This window comes from Glutamicibacter sp. AOP5-A2-18 (genome assembly GCF_052446055.1).
GTDB lineage: Bacteria > Actinomycetota > Actinomycetes > Actinomycetales > Micrococcaceae > Glutamicibacter.
Genome location: NZ_JBQSVW010000001.1, coordinates 3,060,777 through 3,083,169 on the forward strand (window position 1 = coordinate 3,060,777; position 22,393 = coordinate 3,083,169).

Annotated in this window: 20 protein-coding genes; 12 read left to right on the forward strand and 8 right to left on the reverse strand. The window is 56.8% G+C overall.

From position 1 onward, the window contains the following. Position 1: 1 nt before the first annotated feature. From ACT3RW_RS14705 to ACT3RW_RS14725, 5 genes are all read right to left on the reverse strand, one after another. Positions 2-631, reverse strand: a complete 630-nt coding sequence (locus ACT3RW_RS14705) for a hypothetical protein (protein ID WP_444614260.1) — start codon at positions 629-631, stop codon at positions 2-4. A 45-nt stretch (positions 632-676) separates the two neighbouring features. Further along, positions 677-2,218, reverse strand: a complete 1,542-nt coding sequence (locus ACT3RW_RS14710) for a nicotinate phosphoribosyltransferase (protein WP_444614261.1) — start codon at positions 2,216-2,218, stop codon at positions 677-679. A 16-nt stretch (positions 2,219-2,234) separates the two neighbouring features. Further along, positions 2,235-3,062, reverse strand: coding sequence for a ribose-phosphate pyrophosphokinase-like domain-containing protein (locus tag ACT3RW_RS14715; protein WP_444614262.1), 828 nt, complete (start codon positions 3,060-3,062; stop codon positions 2,235-2,237). A gap of 114 nt (positions 3,063-3,176) precedes the next feature. Then, positions 3,177-4,277, reverse strand: coding sequence for an alanine racemase (locus ACT3RW_RS14720; protein WP_444614263.1), 1,101 nt, complete (start codon positions 4,275-4,277; stop codon positions 3,177-3,179). Between the two features lie 106 nt (positions 4,278-4,383). Continuing rightward, a complete protein-coding gene (locus ACT3RW_RS14725; RefSeq protein ID WP_444614264.1) occupies positions 4,384-5,172 on the reverse strand; it encodes an IclR family transcriptional regulator in 789 nt (262 codons plus the stop codon). Positions 5,173-5,242: 70 nt separating this feature from the next. Between ACT3RW_RS14725 and ACT3RW_RS14730 the strand changes: the two genes are divergently transcribed. From ACT3RW_RS14730 to ACT3RW_RS14750, 5 genes are all read left to right on the forward strand, one after another. After that, a complete protein-coding gene (locus ACT3RW_RS14730) occupies positions 5,243-5,698 on the forward strand; it encodes a VOC family protein (RefSeq protein WP_131089228.1) in 456 nt (151 codons plus the stop codon). 163 nt (positions 5,699-5,861) lie between these two features. Next, positions 5,862-6,566 (forward strand): CoA transferase subunit A, encoded by a 705-nt coding sequence (locus tag ACT3RW_RS14735; protein ID WP_444614265.1) that lies wholly within the window; start codon positions 5,862-5,864, stop codon positions 6,564-6,566. Positions 6,567-6,568: 2 nt separating this feature from the next. Beyond that, positions 6,569-7,219 (forward strand): CoA transferase subunit B, encoded by a 651-nt coding sequence (locus ACT3RW_RS14740; RefSeq protein WP_444614266.1) that lies wholly within the window; start codon positions 6,569-6,571, stop codon positions 7,217-7,219. Further along, entirely contained in the window at positions 7,216-8,385 is a 1,170-nt protein-coding gene (locus tag ACT3RW_RS14745) for an acetyl-CoA C-acyltransferase (protein WP_444614267.1), read from the forward strand. The genes ACT3RW_RS14740 and ACT3RW_RS14745 overlap by 4 nt, the downstream gene beginning before the upstream one ends. A 238-nt stretch (positions 8,386-8,623) precedes the next feature. Then, positions 8,624-11,185: a hypothetical protein gene (locus ACT3RW_RS14750; protein ID WP_444614268.1), complete on the forward strand. Its 2,562-nt coding sequence runs from the start codon at positions 8,624-8,626 to the stop codon at positions 11,183-11,185. A 70-nt stretch (positions 11,186-11,255) separates the two neighbouring features. Here ACT3RW_RS14750 and ACT3RW_RS14755 read toward each other — a convergent pair whose 3' ends face one another. Both ACT3RW_RS14755 and ACT3RW_RS14760 read right to left on the reverse strand, forming a co-directional pair. After that, positions 11,256-11,816, reverse strand: a complete 561-nt coding sequence (locus ACT3RW_RS14755) for a histidine phosphatase family protein (RefSeq protein ID WP_444614269.1) — start codon at positions 11,814-11,816, stop codon at positions 11,256-11,258. 63 nt (positions 11,817-11,879) lie between these two features. Then, the gene (locus ACT3RW_RS14760; RefSeq protein WP_444614270.1) at positions 11,880-12,710 is read right to left on the reverse strand and encodes a metallophosphoesterase family protein; all 831 of its coding nucleotides are present in this window, start codon (positions 12,708-12,710) and stop codon (positions 11,880-11,882) included. A gap of 247 nt (positions 12,711-12,957) precedes the next feature. Here ACT3RW_RS14760 and ACT3RW_RS14765 point away from each other — a divergent pair, with 247 nt between their 5' ends. From ACT3RW_RS14765 to ACT3RW_RS14790, 6 genes are all read left to right on the forward strand, one after another. After that, on the forward strand, positions 12,958-13,908 hold the full coding sequence (locus ACT3RW_RS14765) for a beta-ketoacyl-ACP synthase III (protein WP_131089235.1): 951 nt from the start codon (positions 12,958-12,960) through the stop codon (positions 13,906-13,908). 141 nt (positions 13,909-14,049) lie between these two features. Continuing rightward, on the forward strand, positions 14,050-14,754 hold the full coding sequence (locus ACT3RW_RS14770) for a FadR/GntR family transcriptional regulator (protein WP_444614271.1): 705 nt from the start codon (positions 14,050-14,052) through the stop codon (positions 14,752-14,754). Further along, positions 14,751-15,746 carry an asparaginase gene (locus tag ACT3RW_RS14775; RefSeq protein ID WP_444614272.1) on the forward strand — a complete coding sequence of 332 codons (996 nt, stop codon included), beginning with the start codon at positions 14,751-14,753 and terminating at the stop codon, positions 15,744-15,746. Before ACT3RW_RS14770 ends, ACT3RW_RS14775 begins: the two co-directional genes overlap by 4 nt. A 44-nt stretch (positions 15,747-15,790) precedes the next feature. Beyond that, on the forward strand, positions 15,791-17,206 hold the full coding sequence (locus ACT3RW_RS14780) for an aspartate ammonia-lyase (protein WP_444614273.1): 1,416 nt from the start codon (positions 15,791-15,793) through the stop codon (positions 17,204-17,206). Between the two features lie 14 nt (positions 17,207-17,220). Continuing rightward, positions 17,221-18,699, forward strand: coding sequence for an amino acid permease (locus tag ACT3RW_RS14785; protein WP_444614274.1), 1,479 nt, complete (start codon positions 17,221-17,223; stop codon positions 18,697-18,699). Positions 18,700-18,879: 180 nt separating this feature from the next. Continuing rightward, on the forward strand, positions 18,880-19,206 hold the full coding sequence (locus ACT3RW_RS14790) for a hypothetical protein (protein WP_444614275.1): 327 nt from the start codon (positions 18,880-18,882) through the stop codon (positions 19,204-19,206). A gap of 69 nt (positions 19,207-19,275) precedes the next feature. On the opposite strand, the gene ACT3RW_RS14795 is transcribed toward ACT3RW_RS14790, so the two are convergent. Next, positions 19,276-20,046, reverse strand: a complete 771-nt coding sequence (locus ACT3RW_RS14795) for a hypothetical protein (RefSeq protein ID WP_444614276.1) — start codon at positions 20,044-20,046, stop codon at positions 19,276-19,278. Between the two features lie 280 nt (positions 20,047-20,326). Between ACT3RW_RS14795 and ACT3RW_RS14800 the strand changes: the two genes are divergently transcribed. Beyond that, positions 20,327-22,393: a S9 family peptidase gene (locus ACT3RW_RS14800; protein WP_444614277.1), complete on the forward strand. Its 2,067-nt coding sequence runs from the start codon at positions 20,327-20,329 to the stop codon at positions 22,391-22,393.

The following is a 22,393-nucleotide window of genomic DNA, read 5'->3' on the forward strand; positions in this document are numbered from 1 at the left end:
TTTATGCGTTCTCGGCCCACTGCCACCGTGCCGGTGGGCGACCGGTGCCCACGGCCACGGCCGGTAGTTTGGCTACCGACTTGTTGGTGGCCAGTGCACGGCCAACATTGTTCATCACCGGTTCGGGGCGGCCAGCAGCGACAGCCAGCTCCTTCATGCGTGCCACCACATCTGCGGTGGTGAATTGCTCACCCAGCAGAGCCCTAGTCACTTCCTGATTGATCCACAGCGAGTCCAATAACATCGCCGCGGTGCGGGTGATGATGGCGTTGTGGTCAAAGGGAAGCACTGGCAGGTTCAGCAGCGGTTCCGCTGCAACATTCTCATCCTCGGGCATGTGGCTCAGGATCACTAGGTGCGCCATGGACAACGTGGGTCCACGCTCATCACGCTCAAAGTCGTCAAAGACGGCAACCAGTTGGGGAGTGACTTTTTCAGTGACTCCGGCCTTATCGGCCAGCGCCCGTGCCACGGCTTCATTGAGTCGTTCGTGTGCGTTGAGCAAAACACCTGGCAGTGCGTACTGCCCGATAAATGGGTCCCACTGGCGACGTGCGGTGATCACGTGCAGTGAATCGTCCACGACGATAAAGGGTACGGCGTCAATGGAGACCAGGGGCTGTTGCGGCATAACTCCCATCTTATTCGCCTGCTCCTGCCCTGTGCTCAATGCCGGCTACGCGATGTTGCCCAAGACGTTGCGAACATCCTTGAAGGACTGGGTCTTGAGGAACTCGCCGTCCTTCCACGCTGGCTCCAATAGTGAGGCTGCTTGGGCCTTGGCATCTGCACGTTCTACCAAGTACAGCTCCCCTTGTTCATCACGTAGCACCGCTAATCGACCAGTTGCGGACTTTTTCATGCCAGAGTCAGTGACTGGATCTTTGAGCAAGTCATAACCCTGACCATCGATTTCTGCCCAGGTGGCCTTGACTGCCGAAGAGAAGGTATCGCGGGTGACGTACTGGTAGGTGAATGAGCCAACACCAAAGACAATATTTGAGGCGGCAAACCCAGCCTTCTCCAACCGTTCGGTGATGTCCTTGGCCCGAGCTGGGGTAATGGAGTCCCCGTAGATCAGCCCGATGTGTGGATCGAGTTCTTTAAAACCTGCGGCGTTGATAGTGCCACCAAATTCATTCCAGAGCAGTTGCACGGCTCCGAAGTAAGCGGGGTTTTGCTCAGGTGTTTGATCCTGCTCGGGCTCTGGGAAATCGGGGTTGCTTCGGGTGCCACAGACAATGTCAGCGGGGTCTCCCGAATCCGGGCGGATTACCAGTTTTCCTTCGCGGGCCATGATCTTGTTCTTAAGCGCTGGCAGGATTTCTCCCAGTACACTCCAGAAATTCATGGTGTCCGAAACTACCGACACATTGCCTACCGGGTGCTTTTCGAGGATGCGTTCAAAGGTTGCTTGTTCATCTTCGTGGGCAATTCCGGCACACATGACCGAGTGCTCTGTAGCAGGGATGGATCCAAGGATCTGTCCGTTCTCACTTCCAGCAGTTGATGGGTAGTAGCGGTTGACCCAGTCGATGGTTCCTAGTGAATCTGACCCGGTGAAGGAGAGTAGGTGACCGGCGCCGGACATGGCTGCTGCGTGGGCTCCACCCATTCCGCGGAAGCTGAAGTCGTGGAGCTGCCAATTCACAAATGCCGAGTCGTCGCCGGTGCGCTGCGCGGCTGCGTCCAGTAACTGGCGGTAGACATCTGCGGTGGTTGCCGAGGTGGAGGCCTGCCAGATTTCAGCCGACAGGATGGTCTCGATGTAGTTGGTCAACCAGAAGAAGTCAGCTTCTGTGTTTTCCACGGTGAAGCTTGGTACACGCAACGGGACGCGTGTGCCTTCAGGCAACGAGCGGAAGACCAGCGGCAGGTAACCGAGCTGGTGCAATTCGCGGATGTGGCTGGTATCAATGCCGTGCTCCGGGCCCAAGACGCTAATCAAAGATTTTTCATACTCGGCGATAGCTTCGTCTTCATCAGCGGCAAAGAAGGGAGCAAAGGCTTCAACACAGTAGGACTGGATGAAGGCCTGCAGACCGAAGTGCACTACGTGATCTACCCCGTCGATGCGGGAGGCACGGTTGGTGTAGTTCGAGTAGACCTTGGTGGTGCCGGTCGGGTAGAGGTCCTTGTGTCCGAGCTTGTAGCAGTCGGTGAGGAACAGCGGTGCGGTGATCGCGGCAGTGGTGGTGGTGTCGGCGAGCAGGTTCATGATGACTCCCTGAGGATTAGAGGTAGGTGGGGATGATTGAGGCGATGGGCAAGATGCGGGCGTTGACCTCTGGGTTGGTATGTCCAGGGTGAGAGTCGGTGGTGAAGATCTGTCCGAAGTGATTTTTCAGTTCACCGGCGGCTCCCGAGAACACCCCGTGGCTAACCCAGAGATCCAGGTTTTCCTTTGGCAGCCCGGTCGCAGCGGCTAGACCTCTGAAGGTCCCTCCCCCGTCGCAGATATCGTCAACTACTAGGTAGCGGCCGCCAACAGGAAGCTCTTCGCAGTGAAAGCCGGTGAGCTTCCCGGTTTCAAAGTCGCGCTTCTTTCCTGCTTTATAGACCGGCAGTCCGAAGGCCTTGGCTGCCTTAGTTGCCCGGTTCACCGCTCCGGCGTCCGGAGCGATAATGCCGTCGTAGTGCTGGCCGAAGTGCCCCAGCCATTTGGCTAGCGGTTCAGCTGGATCAATAACAGTCAGGTTATTGACCAAGGTGGTGATCACTGGTGAGTGTGGATCAAAGCAGATCACCCGATCAGCTTCAAGCGCGTTGATCATATTTGCGTAGACCTTGGCACCGAAGGGTTCTCCACGGTCGGCCCGCGCTGCTGGCAGATATGGAATGACCACACTGACCTCGTGACCATGCTGGTGTGCGTAGTCAATCCAGAGACCAGCTCGCATGAAGTCGTTGGCGTCAGTACCGGTGATGATGATGTGGCTTGGGGTCTGCTCGTTGGCTGCGGATCCAATTTTGAAGTGTGCTTCCCCGGCAGGAAAGTTCATGAATTCAACGTCGGAGTAGACCGTGTATCCGGCTGCAACGGTGGCGTATGGCTTGATCATGAATTCAGCGTAACACATAAACATCACTTGATGTTTATTGCTGGCAAAAAAACTTCCCTGCCCACTTTTGGGGTCAGCTAACCGCCAAACCACCTTAGAGAGCTAGGGAAGTATTTAGTAGTTCAGCCCGCGAGCAGCCACGTCCCACACCTCGGTGGAATCATCGGGGTGCACGGCCAACACAGAATCAACCAGGTTCACTGCCTGGCACACATGATTCGGGATCACCTGCAGGCGAGTGCCGTGCGCAGGCAGCTCAAGATTTTCGGGCCACAAGACCGTGGAGTGGTGTTCGGAGAGTGCACTAATTCTGGCGTCCGGACATTCCACAATGCGCCCGTACCCGGTAGCCCAGCTGGGACGGTCACTGCCAAGAATTTTGCTACCGGCATCCAGTACTACTCGGCGAGGGATCTGCTCATTTCCTTCATGACGGCTCACTACGGTTGCCGCAACAGTCAATGAGATCTCGTCAAAGCCAATACGTCCAAGTTCAAATTGCTGAGCGTCCCCAAAAACGTAAACCCCGGGACGTACTTCGGTCAGCACAGAGCTATCGCTCAAGGCAGCGGTCGGTGAGGAGCCACCGCTGATGCGTTTGATTACAAATCCGGCTTCACGCAACAACCTTGTCGCCTCGGCCAACGCTTTAAATTCATCATTAACCGCAGCGTCGATTCCATCGGGATCATAGCTGTGCCCAGGGAAGGTAAAGACTCCGTGCACGCGCATGCCAACTGCGCTGGCTGCTTGCGCAATGGCCACCGCATCTTGTGGTCGCACACCGCTGCGGTGGTGCCCGCTATCAATCTCAATCATGAGCCTGATTTTTGCGGCCTTCTCCCCCAGCATCTGGGACATCTGCTGGACGGCTTCGACCGAGTCGGTACCGATGCTCAGCTTCGCCCGTCGCATCAACTCCACAATGCGAGTTGCTTGAGACTCATCAACCCATAGCGGATAGGCAATAAAAAGCTTAGCCACGCCTTGCAGCGCAAAGCTCAGCGCTTCACCGACGGTAGCCATGGTCAGCCCGACGGCACCAGAATCTAGTTGACGGCCAGCGACTTCCAGCATCTTGTGGGTTTTTGCGTGCGGGCGTAATTTCAAACCTTGGCTGGCGACCCGTTGGGCCATTTTGGAAATGTTCTTTTCCAGCTGGGCCACATCGATCATGATGTGTGGCGTGCTGATGCCAGCAGGGATTGAGACCACGTCTACCGTTCCTTTAATACTTGTACTGCGTCGCGGTGACGGTCGTGTTTTTGTTGAATCCGCCGATCAAAAAGATTACCGCAGCTTTCTAGCAACCAGCTAAGCGCTACATCCGAGCACCACTGGTCCGCGCGGCCAGCTTGGTCGAGAGCTCATGGGCGTGGTGCAAAAGAAGTTGCCCCAATTCCTCGCGACGATCTTGTTCAAAGCGCGTGTGGATGCCGGTCAAGCTCAACGCCCAGGCAGGTTGTCCAGAGCTATCAAAGACCGCTGCACCCATTCCCCAGCTGCCCTCAACGATGAGTCCGGGGTTGATGGAGTAACCAGCTTTTCTGGTTTCGGCGATCTTCTTACGCAATTCCTTAGCACTGTGCGCAGAACCGTATTCGGCCTCTAACTGAGCGCTAGCGAGATAGCGCTTCATACTCTCCTCGGGCAGGAAAGCAAGGATGGCCATGCCCGCCGATGCCACACCCAGCGGGAAGCGACGCCCTTCGTAAAGCACAAAGGAACGAATGGGGAAGGCGCCATCTTGACGTAGGAGGCACACCGTTTCATCTGAGCGTCGCGCAGAAAGAAAGGCAGATTCTCCGGTAGCTTCTGCCAATGCCGTGACGTGTTCACGAGCCAGCTCGCTGATGTCGTATCGCTCGGCGGCCACCGCTCCCATGAGGTAGAGCTCCGGGCCAAGTAGCCACTTGCCGGTTTTTCGGTCGTGGTCGCAGAAACCCTCGGTGGCCAAGGCCGATAGCAGTCGATGCACTGTAGGCCTGGCCAAGCCTGCGGCACGCGCGGCCTCACTGGTTGTGATGCCCTGCGGCATCGAGGCGCTCACCGTTCTCAGTACGGTAGCCAGTCGGCCAACCACTTGGGCTCCGGCCGGTAAATTGCTCATGCCCATATTATGGACGATTCTTTTTGACTCTCCCTCTTTTATGTCGCCAACTAGGTGCATACTGTGGGGCATGAAGAGTTCATGGCAATTGGTAATTGACTGTAATGATCCGCGCGTAATGGTCGAGTTCTGGTCGCAGGCAATGCACTACATCCCCGAACCACCACCAAGCCCCCACACCACCTGGCGTTCATATTGGCAGGCCATGGGCGTGCCCGCCGAAGAGTTGCCACCAGGCGCCGGCGATATCCCCGAGTCGCTCATCGATCCGCAAGGGCACGGACCGCGCTGGTGGTTCCAGCAGGTTCCTGAATCCAAGAGCATCAAGAATCGTCTGCATGTTGATCTCTTAGTTGGCGGAGGACGCAGCGTCCCTTTTGAAGAACGCAAGACGCAGGTCAACAAAGAAGCCGAACGTTTGGTGGCTCTCGGCGCGAGCATCCGCAGCGTGATGGATCTACCGGAGATGGATCATTTCGCCGCTTGCATGGCAGATCCTGAAGGCAACGAATTTGACGTCGTCTAGCTTCAAAACTTGCGTTCATATTATGGACAAGCTGTCTAACTTTCTTCACTATCCGATCAATATGCGTCCAATCCAGTGATCACTATTGAATGCTCATCTGCGACTACGTAGGTTTATAGCAAGACATAACCGCTCTCCACATAGTGGACGCAGGGAGAAATCGATGACAACGAAGTTTCGAGAAGACGCGGCAGCAGAACTAGCCGCAGTAGTAAAAGATGGAATGACCATCGCCGTAGGCGGCTTTGGCCTTTCCGGCATTCCCAACAGACTGATCACCGCATTGCGGGATTCCAAAGCAACCAACCTCACCATCGTCTCCAACAACATGGGCGTGGACGGTAAAGGCTTAGGGATCCTTCTAGAAAATCATCAGGTATCCAAGGTTCTGGCCTCCTACGTTGGCGAAAATAAACTCTTTGCCAAACAGTTCCTCGACGGAGAACTTGAAGTTGAGTTTTGCCCGCAAGGGACACTAGCCGAAAGATTGCGTGCTGGCGGAGTGGGCATTCCTGCGTTCTTCACTCCGACCGGAGTCGGAACACCGGTGGCTGAAGGCAAAGAAGTCATGGAATTCAACGGCAAGCATGCAATCCTAGAGCGAGGCATCTTTGCGGACATCGCTTTAGTCAAGGCCTACCAAGCAGACGCCGAAGGCAATCTGCGCTACCGCATGACCTCAAAGAACTTCAACCCGTTGGCTGCCATGTCTGGCCGCCACACCTTCGCCGAAGCCGAAGAAATTCTTGATGACTATCTTGACCCTTCATTGGTAGAGACCCCGGGTATTTTTGTGCAGACCTTGGTGGCCACCGACGGAGTCAAGGACATTGAACAGCGCACCGTACGCAGCAAGCAGGAGGCCTAAACATGTGGACACGTGATGAAATGGCATCCATTGCAGCCAGCGAATTAGCCGACGGACAATACGTCAATCTCGGTATTGGAATTCCTACCTTGGTCGCCAATCACCTACCCGAAGGTGTCTCGGTCAAACTCCAAAGTGAAAATGGTCTGCTGGGCATGGGCCCGTTCCCATACGAGGGTGAAGAAGACGCAGATCTAATCAACGCCGGAAAACAAACCGTTACCATCTTGCCCGGTGGCAGCTTCTTCGACTCAGCAACCTCGTTCGGAATGATCCGTGGAGGCCATGTACAGACCGCTATTCTTGGTGCATTACAGGTAGCCGCCAACGGCGACCTCGCCAACTGGACCATCCCTGGCAAACTCGTCAAAGGTATGGGTGGCGCCATGGACCTCGTTGCTGGAACGCCACGAGTGATCGTGCTAACCGACCACACAGCCAAAGACGGCACCAGCAAGATCGTGGAGAGCTGCGATTTACCGCTGACCGGCGTTGGCGTAGTCAACAGAATTATCACCGACCGGGCAGTGTTCGACATTGAGAACGGCGCCTTGACCTTGCGCGCAGGGGCCCCCGGTGAAACCGTAGAAACTATTAAAGAGATCACGGCAGCTAAATTTGCCGTCGACATCCTGGAGGATCTGAACGCATGAGCGCAAAAATTGTTGGTTACGCCCGCACACCCTTTGTAAAGTTCAACGGCGTTTTCGCCAATGTTCCAGCCACAGAGCTTGGTGCACACGCGGCTAAAGCCGCGTTGGAACGCGCCGGTGTTGACCCCAAAGAAGTAGAGCAAGTTATCGTCGGTCAGGTACTTCAGGGGGCAGCCGGTCAGAACCCTGCGCGCCAATCTGCAGTTGGCGCAGGTATTCCCCTGAACGTTCCATCCATTGCGGTGAACGCGGTCTGCCTCTCCGGCGCCGAGGCAGTGGTCGCCGGTGCCCGACTCATCAATAGCGGTGAAGCAGATGTAGTTCTTGCCATCGGTCAGGAGTCCATGACTCTTGCTCCCCACGCACAACGAGCTCGTGCTGGTGTTAAGTACGGTGCCATCGAAATGATTGACACCATGGCCCACGATGGTCTGACCGACGCGGCAGAAAAACGTTCCATGGGTGCTTCGACGGAAGAGCACAACGGCGAACTTTCCATCACCCGTGAGTCTCAGGACAAGATTGCCGCGCAGTCGCACCAGAAGGCTGCAGCCTCTCGCGAATTTACTGCCGGTGAAATTGCTCCGTTCACCGTCACCACCCGCAAGGGCGAAACAACCTACTCCGAAGATGATGGCATTCGTGACACCACCACTGTAGAAACCCTAGCTAAGTTGCGCCCCTCATTCTCGAAGGACGGAACGATCACGGCTGGTAACTCTTCTCAGATCACCGACGGTGCTGCCGCCGTGGTCTTGGCCAGCGACGCCGCCATTAAACGTCTTGGCCTGACCGCTTCGGCCGAAATCGTCTCGCACGCATTTGTCGCTGGCCCAGGACGCACCTTGCATGAGCAGCCTTCAAATGCGATTGCCGCCGCCTTGCAGAAGGCCGGCGAAAAGGCTGAAAACCTGAAGGCGGTTGAAATCAATGAAGCCTTCACCGCGGTAGTTGTTGAGTCCACCAAACTTCTGGGCATCAATGAGTCCATCGTAAATCAGCATGGTGGAGCCACCGCTTTGGGTCACCCGATCGGCGCTTCGGGCGCTCGCATCATTGGCACCTTGGCTCGACAGCTGCAGGAGCTACCTGCCGGTTCCTTGGGCGCCATTGGTATTTGTGGTGGTGGCGGACAGGGCACCGCGGTACTGCTTCGTTCTCTCTAAATCGGAGTTCCGGTGACCAAGCCGGGGTCAATGAATTTTGATATTCATTGACCCCGGCTTTTTATGTGCGTAATGAAAAGCGAATTCAGGCTTTGAAACAGCGTCACAGTCTCTATTCGGAGGTATTTTGTCCGCGTTCTGTGATATGAAATTGGTAGGCCAAATTTCAACTCGTTCGACTTTAATGCGACGAGTTTTGCCATTGCTTGATCATCATCGCACCACGTCAGGACTTCCATTGGAAAATTTGCAACAACCGGATGAACCAAAGGCGCCTCAAACGCCCTCCAATCCTCCGCCACCACCGCTGGCACCAGCCGGACAAAATCCGCAGGTAAAAAAGGTTATTGACGCGCTAGTGGACCTCAAGTCCAAAGCTAGCCTTCAATTGCTCGCAATTCAGGCCGGCGCTATTGCGGTTATCGCTATCGTACTTGCCCTTTGTTACCTTATTCCGTTGGCATCCGCGGCTAAGGAATCAGGGGCTAGCGATTACTCTGACTACTCAGACGCAGGGTTAGCCTCGCAACTCAACTCATTCAAAGCCTTCATCTTGCTATTTAGCACCATGCTCGGCGGTGGCCTGAAGATTTCGGGCAACGGTGGTGGCTTCGGCATGTCCGGAGAAGCGCACCTAGCGCTCTCGCTTGTCTCGATCACTGCGATTCTCGCAATCTGCATTGCAAACTACCTGGTAGTTCGCAAACTCAAGCGAGGCGTTCCTGCCGGTGGTTGGAAGAGCGCCGCTCTGAATTCGGGACTGCACGCACTGGTTCTTGCACTGGTCTTCTTGATCATTTCGCTCTTTGGCAAGCTCAGTATGGAAGCCATGGAATTCGTGAGTGCAACGATTTCGCCGCGGTACGCTGGCGTCTTCTTCACTGTTCTGCTCACTGTATTCTTCTCACAGTTCATTGCCACTGCCCCAGCTCGATCCAGCGCTGAAACTCCGCTGATGAACGGTGTACGTGAGGCAATTACTCTTGTTGTTGCTGTCTTGACGGTCTTTGCCGTAGTCGGCGTCATCATCGTATTGGTCAACAAGAGCGAAGACATGCCGTGGAGCATGACTCTGATGTTGCTTCCTTTGCTTGGAACCCTAGGCGCCTACCTTGGTGCTTTGGGCTTCCTCGGTGCGGTGGCTCCAAACATTTCTGGTGCCGCTTCGACCCTGGAAAACTTCACCGGAGATTCCATCCCAACCTCCGCGTACCGGATCTGGGACTTCGCCGACGGTAAGGGCGCTTGGCTGATTGTCCTTACTGTTCTCTTGGTTGTTGCCGTGGCGATTCGAGTCGGCATTCACCGCACCCGTACCAGTGGAATCAACTGGCAGCGGGTATGGCAGCTACCGGTTGTCACACTCGTCCTATGGATGATTCTCGCGTGGCTGACCAGCCTTTCCTTGGGCGGCAAGATCAGCGCTGGCGAACTGGGCAACATGAACGCAGATGTCTCCTTCGGCATCACTTGGTATTCCGTGATTTTCCTAGCCATCGGTGCAGCTATCGTCTCGGTGCTCGCCGAACTTCTGCCGCTTCAGGTCTACCGCTACTTCCCAGCGCTACTCGGCGTACTGGGTGGTAAAGCTGCTACGGAACACTGGATCTCCGGACAGTCACAGGCTCCAGTCGCGACGGCACCTGCAGCACCAGCAGCCTCAGTAGCACCAGCGCCAGCTGCTCCGACCACGACCATGCCGGTCACCACCACCGAACCGGCCACAACTTCGTTTGCCGCAGCACCAGCTGCGAGCGCCAACACCGCACCGGTCTCCCCTGTAGGCCCAGCGCCTGCACTTCAGCCAGCCTCCGCAGCTTCCAAGAAGAAGGCAAAAGCTGTTGGATTTGGCGTACTCGGTTTGGCGGTCCTTGTAGGTCTCGGCATTGGTGCCGTGGCCTACCTGAATTCTCAGCGAAAACCAGAGGCACAGGTTGAGCAGTATCTGTCCCTGCTGGCTGATGGAAAAGCAGACAAGGCCGGGGAAATGGTTGACCCGGGCATTGATAATGCTTCCCGCGTTCTGCTCACCGATGACGCAATGGCTGGGGCCGAGCAGCGTTTGGAGGTTGTTGATGTTAATCGTGAGTCCAAGGACGACAGTTCAGCAACTATCCGCGCGACCTACGCCATTAACGGTGAACAGCATGAAAAAGTCTTTAGCGTAGACCGCGGGGACAAAGAGTTCGGGTTGCTTGATACCTGGGAACTGAACGAACCGCTACTGGTGCCAGTAAAAATCAGTTCGGGTCTAGTCTCGGATGTCACCGTTGGCAAGGAACAGGTTCACCTTGGTGAGGGCGAATCGTTCTTTGATGAAACTTCCTCCTCCTACAGCGGTGACTACTACGTTTACCCTGGCATCTACAACGTCACGGCTCCAAGCACTGAATACCAAGAAACTGATGTTCAGCAATTGCGCGCAAATCACCCAGATGATCTGGAAGCCGCCGTTACTCTGAGCACCGTGGCCACGGCAAAGGTTGATCAACTTGTGCTGGAGAAGGTACGAGCGTTTTCTACCGCTTGTGTCACCGCACCGACCAATCTCGATGAGGGCTGCCCTTATGAGTTGCAGGCCAAAGATCTAGAGTCCTTCTCGGTGAAGAAACAGGCCGAGCAAGTAACGCTTGAAGGAATGGATACCTTCGAAAGCTCGCCTGTCACGTTCAAATACAAGCAAACGGACAAAGAGTACATCGACTACGTCGAGGAAGAAATCGAACGGAGCTTCACGGGCAACATCGATTGGAGCACTGGACAACCGGTTGTTACCGTCACCGATTCATCTTGGTGGTAAAAACGCCTAGCAAATAAGTCCGAGGGTTGGTCTCCTGACCAGCCCGCGGACTTGTTCAATGCAGTCGCTTTTAGTGGCTCAGTGGTTCTCGGGACACGTAGTTGTTCAGCAGCCGCGCATCTAGTTCGCGATAGGTTCCGTTGGCTACCTGCGGATCAGATTCACCGGTCAGCGCGCTAAGTACAGAGCTGATCAGTGCTCCGTGGCTGACTACCAAAACATTATCGCCTGCGTGTTGCTGGCAAATCTTGAACAAGGCGTTGACGGCTCGCTCCACAAGATGTTTCTCCGTTTCGCCGGAACCAATATGCAACTGTCGCTGCTCATCAGCAGGGTGGCCAACAAGCTTGCCTTCCCAGTCGCCAAAGTCTTGTTCCATGAGTTCAGGGTTTTCGTACAGGGCACGGGTGCCGATTCCCTTGGAAATAATCTGTGCAGTTTGTAATGCCCGGAAGAGCGGCGAAGAATACACGGCGGCCCACGGGCCCTGTACGGCAAATTCCTGAGCCAGCTGCTGGGCTTGGCGTACGCCGGTTTCGTTCATTGGCAAGTCGCTTCGTCCATGAAGTCGGCCTGCTTTGTTCCATTCGGTCTGTCCGTGGCGGATCAATACAATTTTCTGTTCGCTCATCGTCTTCTTCTTTCTGGCGTGCACCGCTAGTTTTCTTTCCTGCGGTGCGAAGTTCTCTGTGGATCAGTCAGTGTTCTCGTGAATACTGACTGGAGCGGGTAAGGCCACGTCCCGTGGCATACCGGTGGACTGATCGCTTGAAGCACCGGACCAGTTCACTGTGTTCAGTCCCAATTGCAGGAGCGCAAATTTCGCTCCGGATTCTTCCAGAACTTCATCTGAAGCAAATGGATTCATGTTGTAGGAGACAGCCGGCGCCATGAATACCGGAGTATTTAGTAGCTGACTGCTTGCGGCCTGGTGGTAGTGCCCGCACAAGATGGCTCTGATGTCACTGCCCGCAATGACCGCGGCCAATGCCATGGGATCTTTGAGTCCTCGGCCGGCTCTAAACTCGCTGGTTGCTTCCACCGGGGGATGGTGAATCAGTAGGAGCGAACCGCGCGGAGCTGGAACCGTCAGCAACGATTCGAGCCATTGCAGCTGGGCGCGATCCAGCTCTCCTTGCCTTTGCTGGTACCCACCACTGTCTAGACCAATAATTCTTAGACCCATAACCTCGTGCACGGTATTGGCCGGGTGAGGTCCAGTTGAAAGTCTTCGGGTATTAAATTCCGCTCCAATGCTTCGGGCTGGATCGTGGTTGCCTGGAATGCTAATCACCGGACAACCCAGTTCCTCTTGGAACTCGTTGAACAGTTTGGCTGCCCGAGAGTGAATGGGTGCTCCGCGGTCCGCAATATCCCCGGTGAGGACAATCGAGTCGGGCGAGAACGCCCGTGCTGCTTCTAGCGCAAGTTCAATTTGCTGCCACGAATCGATGGTCTCGTGGAGTAATTGCCCGTCGCGGCAGAGGTGAGTGTCGCTCAGATGAATAACTGTCAGTGGCTTCATCGTTCCCTCCCCGCGTCGTGCTGCTGTTCATTCCATTGAACTGTTCTGCTCTAAAGAAGAGATGAACAAGGAACTGACACGATGTGAAGTCCTAACAAATCCCAGCTTCTCGATAACCGAACGAATTAGGACAAAATACACGGATGTAGCCAGCAATACATGCATTCTGAGGTACATGAACAGCGAGTAGCACATTAAACGACTAACCTTAGAAGAGCAGATTTGAATCCACCGAGGAGCTATATCCATGACCGGCAGCAAAGTCGTCGCCTTTGGCCATTTCCAGCCAGAGCGCATCGTCCCTAACACCGAGCTGGAAAAGTTGGTGGAAACCAGCGACGAGTGGATCACTCGTCGCGTTGGCATTGAAGAACGTCGTTGGGGCACCGGAGTAGAAACCGTAGACTCCATGGCTATCAAGGCTGCCGAGATGGCATTGGGCAACGCCACCGATATCACCGCTGCTGATATCGACATGGTTATTGTCGCCACCTGCACCGCCACCGACCGCTCGCCTAATATGGCAGCTCGTGTTGCCAATGCATTGGGCATGGATCAGGGTCCAGCCGCACTGGACGTCAACGTCGCTTGTGCAGGCTTTGCCCACGCTGTTGGTCTAGCCCAGGGCGCCATTGCTTCAGGCTCAGCCACCAAGGCATTGGTTATCGGGTCGGAAATGCTGACCGATTACACCGACTTCACCGACCGCACCACCTGCGTTTTGACCGCAGACGGCGCCGGCGCTTTCATCATCACCGCTTCGGAAGACAACGGCATCTCACCAGTTGTTTGGGGCTCAGTTCCTTCCTTGTCGGACGCGGTCCGCATTGAAACCGAAAACAACATGAAGTTCGCGCAGAACGGTCAGAGCGTTTACCGCTGGACCGTCACCCAGCTTCCAAAGATCGCTTCGAAGATCATTGACCGTGCAGGTCTGAAGCCAGAGGAGCTGGACGCTATCGTCCTGCACCAGGCTAACTTGCGCATCATTGAGCCACTGGCCGAAAAGATTGGTGCTCCCAACGCACGAGTCGCTACCGACGTGGTTCACTCGGGCAATACTTCAGCTGCTTCCATGCCGCTGGCTTTGTCCAAGATGATGGCATCGAATGAGCCATTGGCATCCGGTTCCAAGGTATTGCTCTTCGCTTTTGGTGGCGGACTGGCCTACGCAGGTCAAATCATCACCATCCCGTAAGTAGCTGAAAAAGACTTTTCTTCTATCTACCCAAATCAGGGGCTTGGTTTACGTGCCGTGAACCAAGTCCCTAATTTTGTGCAAAAAATTAGTGACCCAGCGAACTTGACGTTGGGTGGATCACACCGCAGACTGGTAAACGTGAACCTGTCAGACAGCTGGACACCCGGACAACGGCCGATTGAGCGACGCTCTGCTGCCGAAGCCGTATTCCACGCACTCCGCTTGGCCATTGAAGCCCAAGAAATCCCACTTGGCAGCAAGTTAGGCTCAGAAGCCGCCCTCGCTGCCGGCTACCAAGTCAGCCGCTCGGTGATTCGCGAAGCCCTTCGCTCCTGCGCAGCCCTTGGACTGACACGGACCGAAACCGGCCGTGGCACGTTTGTTATTTCGCACCGCCCCACCCGCGAACTCAAGCTGGGCACCTTCTCCTCCGATGACTTATTCGAAGCCCGCCCACATATCGAGATTCCGGCCGCCACGCTCGCCGCAACCCGACGCACTTCCGAAGACCTAGAACGCATCAGCGGGCTCATTGAGCAGATGGATCAGGAAGATGACGCGGCCGCCTGGGTAGAACTAGACGCAGCCTTCCACGCCGCCATCGCCCAAGCCAGCGGCAACTCGGTGTTCACCAAAGTGGTAGCCGATATCCGCGAAGCCATGGCCCGCCAGTCCGAAACCGTGAACCTCGTGGCCGGTCGCCGAGACCCTTCTAAAAACGAGCATCTCGCCATTTTCCGGGCCATCGAAGCCAAAGATCCTGATGGCGCCAACCAAGCCATGAGTGATCACCTTTCCGCAGTACAACACGCAGTGTCCACCATCGTCAGGAGCAATCAGTGAACCCCGCCCCGTCCCAGCCGCAGATCACCCAGCTAGAAAACCCGGTGCTGGCCAAACATGAGCCGTTGGTGGTGGCTACCCGTGGTGATGCAGTGGAGTCCATCCACTACGGCTCGGCAGTTCTGCTTGATGCCAACGGTGAAGTCCGCACCAGCTATGGCGAACCGCAGGCTGCGTACTACCCACGCTCAGCCCTGAAGCCACTGTTCGCGGTAGGCATGCTGCGTGCCGGTCTTGAACTTGATGACCAGCAGTTGGCCCTGGCTTCGGCTAGCCACTCCGGTGCCCCGATGCACCAGCAGGTGGCCGCTTCCACACTGAAGGCTGCTGGCCTCGACGCTACGGCCTTGGGCAATTCCACCGACTTGCCCTACGGTGTGCCCGAACGCCAAGCCTATGTGGCACAGGGCGGCACCGCTACCCAGCTGGCACAGAACTGCTCGGGTAAGCATGCAGCTCTGGTAGCGCTGAGCAAACTAAAGGGTTGGGATACCGCCAACTACCTGCACGATGAGCGTTTGCTACAGATGCTGCAGGACACCGTCGAAGAGCTCACCGGTGAAAAGATCAGCGGGGTGAGCACCGATGGTTGCGGCACCCCGGTGTACCTGATCAGCCTTGTTGGTTTGGCCCGCGGTTTTGCTCGCCTGGCATCTGCCAAGGCCGGCACCCCCGAGGCCCGCGTGGCCAAAGCGATGTCCACCCACCCAGAATTGGTGGCCGGTGAGGGCCGCGATGTCACCGCTCTGATGCGTGCACTTCCCGGGGCCGTAGCCAAAGACGGCTTTGAAGGTATTCAGGCGGTCGCACTACCCGATGGCACCGCGCTGGCAGTAAAAATCGCCGACGGCGGGGACCGTGCACGCATGCCGATCACCATCAAGCTACTCACCGAGTTCCTCGGCGAAGCAGCACCCGCGGCCCTGGCCGAACTGGCCACCAGCCCAGCACTTGGTGGCGGTGCACCCGTCGGTGTGCTCAAGGCTCTCTAGATTTCTCTTTTTCGCATAACTACCTTTTTGGAGATACATCCACCATGTCTGAAACCTTGCTCAGCGGCGAAACGCGTAGCGAGCATGATCTGATTGGCGACCTCGACATCCCTGTGGAGGCCTACTGGGGCGTGCACACCCTGCGCGCCAAGAACAACTTCAACATCACCGGCACCACCCTGGCTGGCAACCCGCACCTGATCCGCGCACTGGCGCGCGTGAAGCAGGCCGCGGCCCGCGCCAACCACGAGCTGGGACTGCTGGACGCCGACCGCGCCCGTGCCATCGACCAGGCCTGCGAGTCCATCGCCCACGGCTCGCTGCACGACCAGTTCATCCTGGATCCGATCCAGGGCGGCGCCGGCACCAGCACCAACATGAACGCCAACGAGGTCATCGCCAACCTGGCCCTGGAAATCCTGGGCCACCAAAAGGGCGAGTACCAGTACCTGCACCCGAACGACCACGTGAACCTGTCGCAGTCCACCAACGACGCGTACCCGACCGCGGTCAACATCGCCACCCACTTCGCCACCCAGCCGCTGTTGGAAGCGATGAAGACGCTGGAAGATTCCTGCAATGCCAAGGCCGCAGAATTCCGCACCGTGGTGAAGATGGGCCGCACCCAGCTGCAGGATGCCGTGCCGATGACCGTGGGCCAGGAGTTCCGCGGCTGGGCCGTGACCCTGGGCGAGGACCGGGCCCGCCTGGCCGAGTCGCTGTCCCTAGTCACCGAGATCAACTTGGGCGCTACCGCCATCGGCACCGGCTTGAACGCGCCGGCTGGCTACGCCGAGGCAGCCTGCCGCCACCTGCGCGAGCTGACCGGGCTGCCGCTGACCACCAGCCCGGACCTGATCGAAGCCACGTCCGATGTGGGCGCCTTTGTGCACCTCTCCGGCGTGCTCAAGCGCGTGGCCTTGAAGATCTCGAAGATCTGCAACGACCTGCGCCTGCTCTCCTCCGGTCCGCGCGCGGGCCTGAACGATATCCACCTGCCTGCCGTGCAGTCCGGTTCATCGATCATGCCCGGCAAGGTCAACCCGGTGATCCCGGAAGTCGTCAACCAGATCGCCTACCAGGTAGTCGGCCATGATCTGACCGTGACCATGGCAGCCGAAGGCGGCCAGCTACAGCTGAACGCCTTCGAACCAGTAATCGTCCACTCGATCGGCCTCTCGCTCAAGCACCTGACCAATGGCTGCTTGACCCTGGCCGAAAAGTGCATCGACGGCATCACCGTTGATGAACAAGCGCTACGCCGCGAGGTGGAGAACTCCATCGGCTTGGTGACCGCGCTGAACCCACGTTTGGGCTACGCGGCCAGCACCTCGGTGGCTTTGGAAGCGTTGCACACTGGACGCGGCGTGGCAGAGCTGGTGCTCGAACGCGGGCTGCTCTCTGCACAAGACCTCAATGAGCTGCTCTCCCCCGAGCGCCTCGCTAACCTCTCCGACTAGCTTCAAGGATCCTCATGGACTCATCCACCCCGCACGCCACAGCGGCACATGTGCCTGACGCAGCGCTGACCGCCGGCGACAATGATTACCACAAGGGCCTTTCCTCCCGACAAATGCAGATGATCGCCATTGGCGGCGCCATCGGCACCGGCCTGTTCATGGGTGCAGGTGGCCGACTGGCCGACGCCGGTCCCGGCATTGTCATCAGCTACGCAGTCTGCGGCTTTTTCGCCTTCCTGATTCTGCGTGCCCTGGGTGAACTGGTCATGCACCGCCCATCCACCGGCTCCTTCGTTTCCTACGCTCGCGAGTTCTACGGAGAAAAGGCCGCCTTCGCCACCGGCTGGCTGTACTGGCTGAACTGGGTGATGACCGCCATCGTGGACATCACCGCGGTAGCCCTGTACATGGGCTTCTTCGGCAAGTACGTCACCTGGATCGGTGCGGTGCCACAGTGGGTCTGGGCGTTGCTAGCCCTGGCCGTGGTGTTGACCATGAACCTGATCTCAGTCAAGGCCTTTGGCGAGATGGAATTCTGGTTCGCACTGATCAAGGTGATTGCACTGGTTGCCTTCCTGATTATCGGCTGCTACTTTGTCATCTTCGGCACCCCGGTAGAGGGCCACGACGTGGGCTTCTCGCTGATCACCGATAACGGCGGGCTATTGCCCAACGGCTTCATGCCGGTGCTGGTGCTCATGCAGGGCGTGGTCTTCTCCTACGCTTCGATCGAGCTGATCGGCACCGCCGCAGGCGAGGCCAAGAACCCCGAGAAGGTCATGCCCAAGGCCATCAACACCGTGATCATCCGCATCGCCGTGTTCTATGTTGGCTCCCTGGTTCTGCTCTCGCTGTTGCTGCCATACAGCGCCTACAGCTCGGGCGAGTCCCCGTTCGTGACCTTCTTTGGCTCCATCGGCATCCAGGGCATGGATGTCATCATGAACCTGGTGGTGCTCACCGCGGCGCTGTCCTCGCTGAATGCCGGCCTGTACTCCACCGGCCGCATCATGCGCTCGATGTCGCTGAACGGCTCGGCTCCGCGCTTCGCCGGACGCATGAACAAGGCTGGCGTGCCATACGGCGGCATCGTGATCACCGCCGTGGTGGCAGTGCTCGGCGTTGTCCTGAACGCCATCGTTCCCGCTGCGGCCTTCGAGATTGTGCTGAACTTTGCCGCCATCGGCATCATCGCTTCCTGGGGCATGATCGTGTTGTGCCAGATGGCCCTGGTGAAGTCGGCCAAGCGTGGCGAACAGGATCGTCCAAGCTTCCGTATGCCACTGGCGCCGATTTCCGGCTGGGTCACCCTGGCCTTCCTGGTCATGGTGCTGGTCATGATGGCCTTCGATAACCCGGTAGGCACCTGGACCGTCGCCTCACTGGTCATCATCATTCCGATGATCATCGGTGGCTGGTACCTGTGCCGCGGCCGTATCAACGAGCTGGCACAGGCTCGCATGAACGCCAAAGCGCCGGCGAACGAGGTCTAAGCGACTTCGCTTTTACCGCGTAAACTGCGGCCCGGGAAACACAGCTTCAAGCTGATTTCCCGGGCCGCTGTTTTGTTTTGAAAGACCCGCCAAGGTACTGACTCCGATAATTGCTGGTCTTGTTTTAAGCGTTGAATCCCGCGACGCATAACCCCGACTTACTGGTGCAATCGGCACAAGATGATGTTGCGCTTTGCGAAGCTATTCGAAGCGCCGCTGGTCCTCAGAGTGTTCATCGCAAGTCCAGATTTTCTTGGAACCGCTGGTCTACCAGAAGCTAGTTCGCTCCACCTGTCTGACAAGGTCACTTGGCAGGGAAAAATTCGCTGGCTACCTATCGAAGAAGGCTGGCGTCTCTTCGTCGAAAACTTCGCCAACCTTCTTCAACAGAACCTATTGCGTGGTCCTACTCCTGGCGCTGTGAATCGCGGTCCAGATGAGACGTTTCTCGAGCTGAAAAACCCACCAAAAATTGTCGAACCAAAAAGACAACGAACGTCACGATAGCAATAGCGATTATTGCAACGACAATCTGCCACGGTTGCATTTCAAATACTCTCTTTCAATATGCTTCGATCATGAACCGAACGATGAGGTGGAGCCACCACCAGTATTGACGTTTAGGATCACTCCTACATCGCGACTAGTTGGTATTCCTGCAATTTTCACGGTTTGTCGGGCCTTCAACTGAGCTTTGGCCGTCTGACTTGAGTATGCAGAGCGCTTGATGTAGCTCAACGAGCCTTTTCCCATCCCGATTCCGCCTGTTTTGGGGTTGCTAATACTTTTGATGTAATGACCATTGCTCAGACTATAACGGAAGCTGGCCGTAAAACCTGCTGACCAAGTTACTGCTTGGTGCCACACCTGGCAACTGCTTTTATGCGTCATACCTACTTCGTACTTGGTTGTGCATCCCTTGACGCTAGCAGGCAATGCTAGCGGGAAACCACCCGTTGAAGCAGCGGCAGACTTGTCAGGAAATACGGTTTCACTGATCGCCGAACCATCCTCCCAAGATTTGGTAACGGTTTGCGAACCATCAGGATTTAATGCCTTGGTGACCTTCACAGGCGATTTCATCGTCTCAGAATCCAATTTTCTTCCTGATGAAATTTTTTCGAGAAGAGCACTTTGTTTAGCAACAGGGATATTCAGCTTTTCGAATGATTTCTCGATATATTCTAGGTCGTCCGCGCCCAAGAGCGATTCCGCATCAGAGATCCTTGTCTGCGATGACTGGACTGTTGAGGTGGCTGCGTAGGCCGGTGACATGCTGACAGCGAGACCCGCTGTTAATGCGCAACTAGCAACGGCAACTGACACTTTTTTGACTGAAATTCTCACTTATCCTCCAACTAGATTTTCTGGATACTGTAAAAATTACCGGCGGACAGCCTGGTTCCATCTGTACAAAAGTACAGAAGCCGAGAAGTTCTTAACTGTAGGTTCCTGGCCACAGGTTCTGGACAGAAATCGGGAGGTCAAGATCATTTACTCAACAACATCGGGGCAAGGCGTGGGTTACGTGAATCGTCCAGAAATCCTTCGCCTCAATCGGCTGGCACATTATCGGTTTAGCGTAACTTTGCCCCGACAGTAGTTTCGGGCTCTTATCAGTGGCAAGATGAGTGAGGTGGAACACTCTAAGCATTCATTTCATAATTTAGACAGCTACATCGGACTAGCCCGCGTCGGCGGATTGACGCTCTCCCCCGACGGAACACAATTGGTCACCACCATGAGCACCCTGTCCGAGGATGAAACTAGCTACGACAGTGCACTGTGGTCTATCGACCCCAAAGGACAGTTGCCAGCGCGCCGGCTCACCTTCGGCGAACACGGCGAATTCCAACCTCAGTTCACCGCTAACGGCGACCTACTATTCGTGGCCAAACGTTCCAGCAAGGACGACGCCAAACCTGAAGGATGGCTACTACCAGCGGCAGGTGGTGAAGCCCGTCCGGCCATTTCTCACCCGGCCGGCGTGCAATCACTAAGCGTCTGCAGTAAGTCACCGCAAACCATTGTGTTAAAAAGCAGCGGCCACAGCCGCGCCAAAGACCTTGAAGCCGAAGAAAAACTGCGCACGGACCGCAAAGACAAAAAGGTCTCCGCCATTTTGCACACCGGATACCCGGTGCGTTATTGGGACCATGATCTGGGTCCAGCAACTGCCCACTTCTATTCGGGCAACCTTCCTGAAGTCCAAGATTCTAAGCGCGCAGAACTCACCGATCTGACACCAGGCATCGGTGCCAACCTGCAAGAAACAGCCTTCGATGTTGCCTCGAACGGTGATTTTTTGATCACCGAATGGCAAGTTCCTGAAGGTCGAGCTTCCAGCGCACCGGGTCTGATGCGTATCGATCTACATACCGGCGCACAAGAAATGTTGTTGAGCCCGGATGACACCTACGAATACACCATTGGCAAGATCAGCCCAGACTCCAAGGAGCTGGCCTACGCACGCTGGCACCGTTCCACTGCGCAGACCGCCCCGGTCTTCGAACTGTGGCTGATGCATTTGGCCGATGGTTCAACCCACCAGATCGCCGATGGCTGGGACCGCTGGGTCAACGACATCCAGTGGGTGCCCAATGGGCGTTCGCTGCTGCTCACCGCGGATGACAACGGGCACAGCCCGATCTTCCACCTGAGCCTGTACAACGACAAGATCACCCGGCTCACGGATGACGGCAGCTTCACCGACGTCACCATCAGCAGCGATTCACGCACCGCCTACGCGCTGCGTTCCAGCTACCTCTACCCGGCAGAGCCGGTGGCCGTGGACCTGACCCACGTCCACGAGCTCGAAGCCGGCGACTTCGCCGAAGCCACGCTACTGATCTCCCCCGCCGAGCGCCCCGCGCTTCCCGGCACTCTGACCGAGGTCAGCACCACGGCCGAGGATGGTTCCACCGTCCGCGCCTGGCTGGCCCTGCCGGAGACGGCCTCGGCGCAGAACAAGGCGCCACTGCTGCTCTGGATCCACGGCGGTCCGCTGGGTTCGTGGAATGCTTGGAGCTGGCGTTGGAGCCCCTGGTTGCTGGTGGCCCAAGGCTACGCGGTATTGCTGCCGGACCCCGCCCTGTCCACCGGCTACGGCCAGGACTTCATCCAGCGCGGCTGGGGCCGCTGGGGCCAGGAGCCCTTCACGGATCTCATGGCCATCACCGATGCGACCGAAGCCCGCGAGGATATCGACGAAACGCGCACCGCCGCAATGGGCGGTTCCTTCGGCGGCTACATGGCCAACTGGGTGGCCGGGCATACCGACCGCTTCAAGGCCATCGTCACCCACGCCAGCCTGTGGGCCTTGGAAGGCTTCGGCAAGACCACCGATGCGGCCTTCTACTGGACCCGCGAGATGAGCCCGGAAATGCGCGAGCAGAATTCTCCGCATCATTCGATCGGCAATATCGTCACCCCGATGCTGGTCATCCACGGCGACAAGGACTACCGGGTGCCCATCGGCGAGGGCTTGCGCCTGTGGTACGAGCTGCTCGCCGATTCGGGTTTGCCGCAGAAGGAAGACGGAAGCACCGAGCACCAGTTCCTGTACTTCCCGGACGAGAACCACTGGATCCTCAGCCCGCAGCACGCGAAGATCTGGTACGAAGTGGTTACCGAGTTCCTCTCCCAGAAGGTCTTGGGCAACGCCCCTGGCGAGCTGCCTGAGCTATTGGGCTAA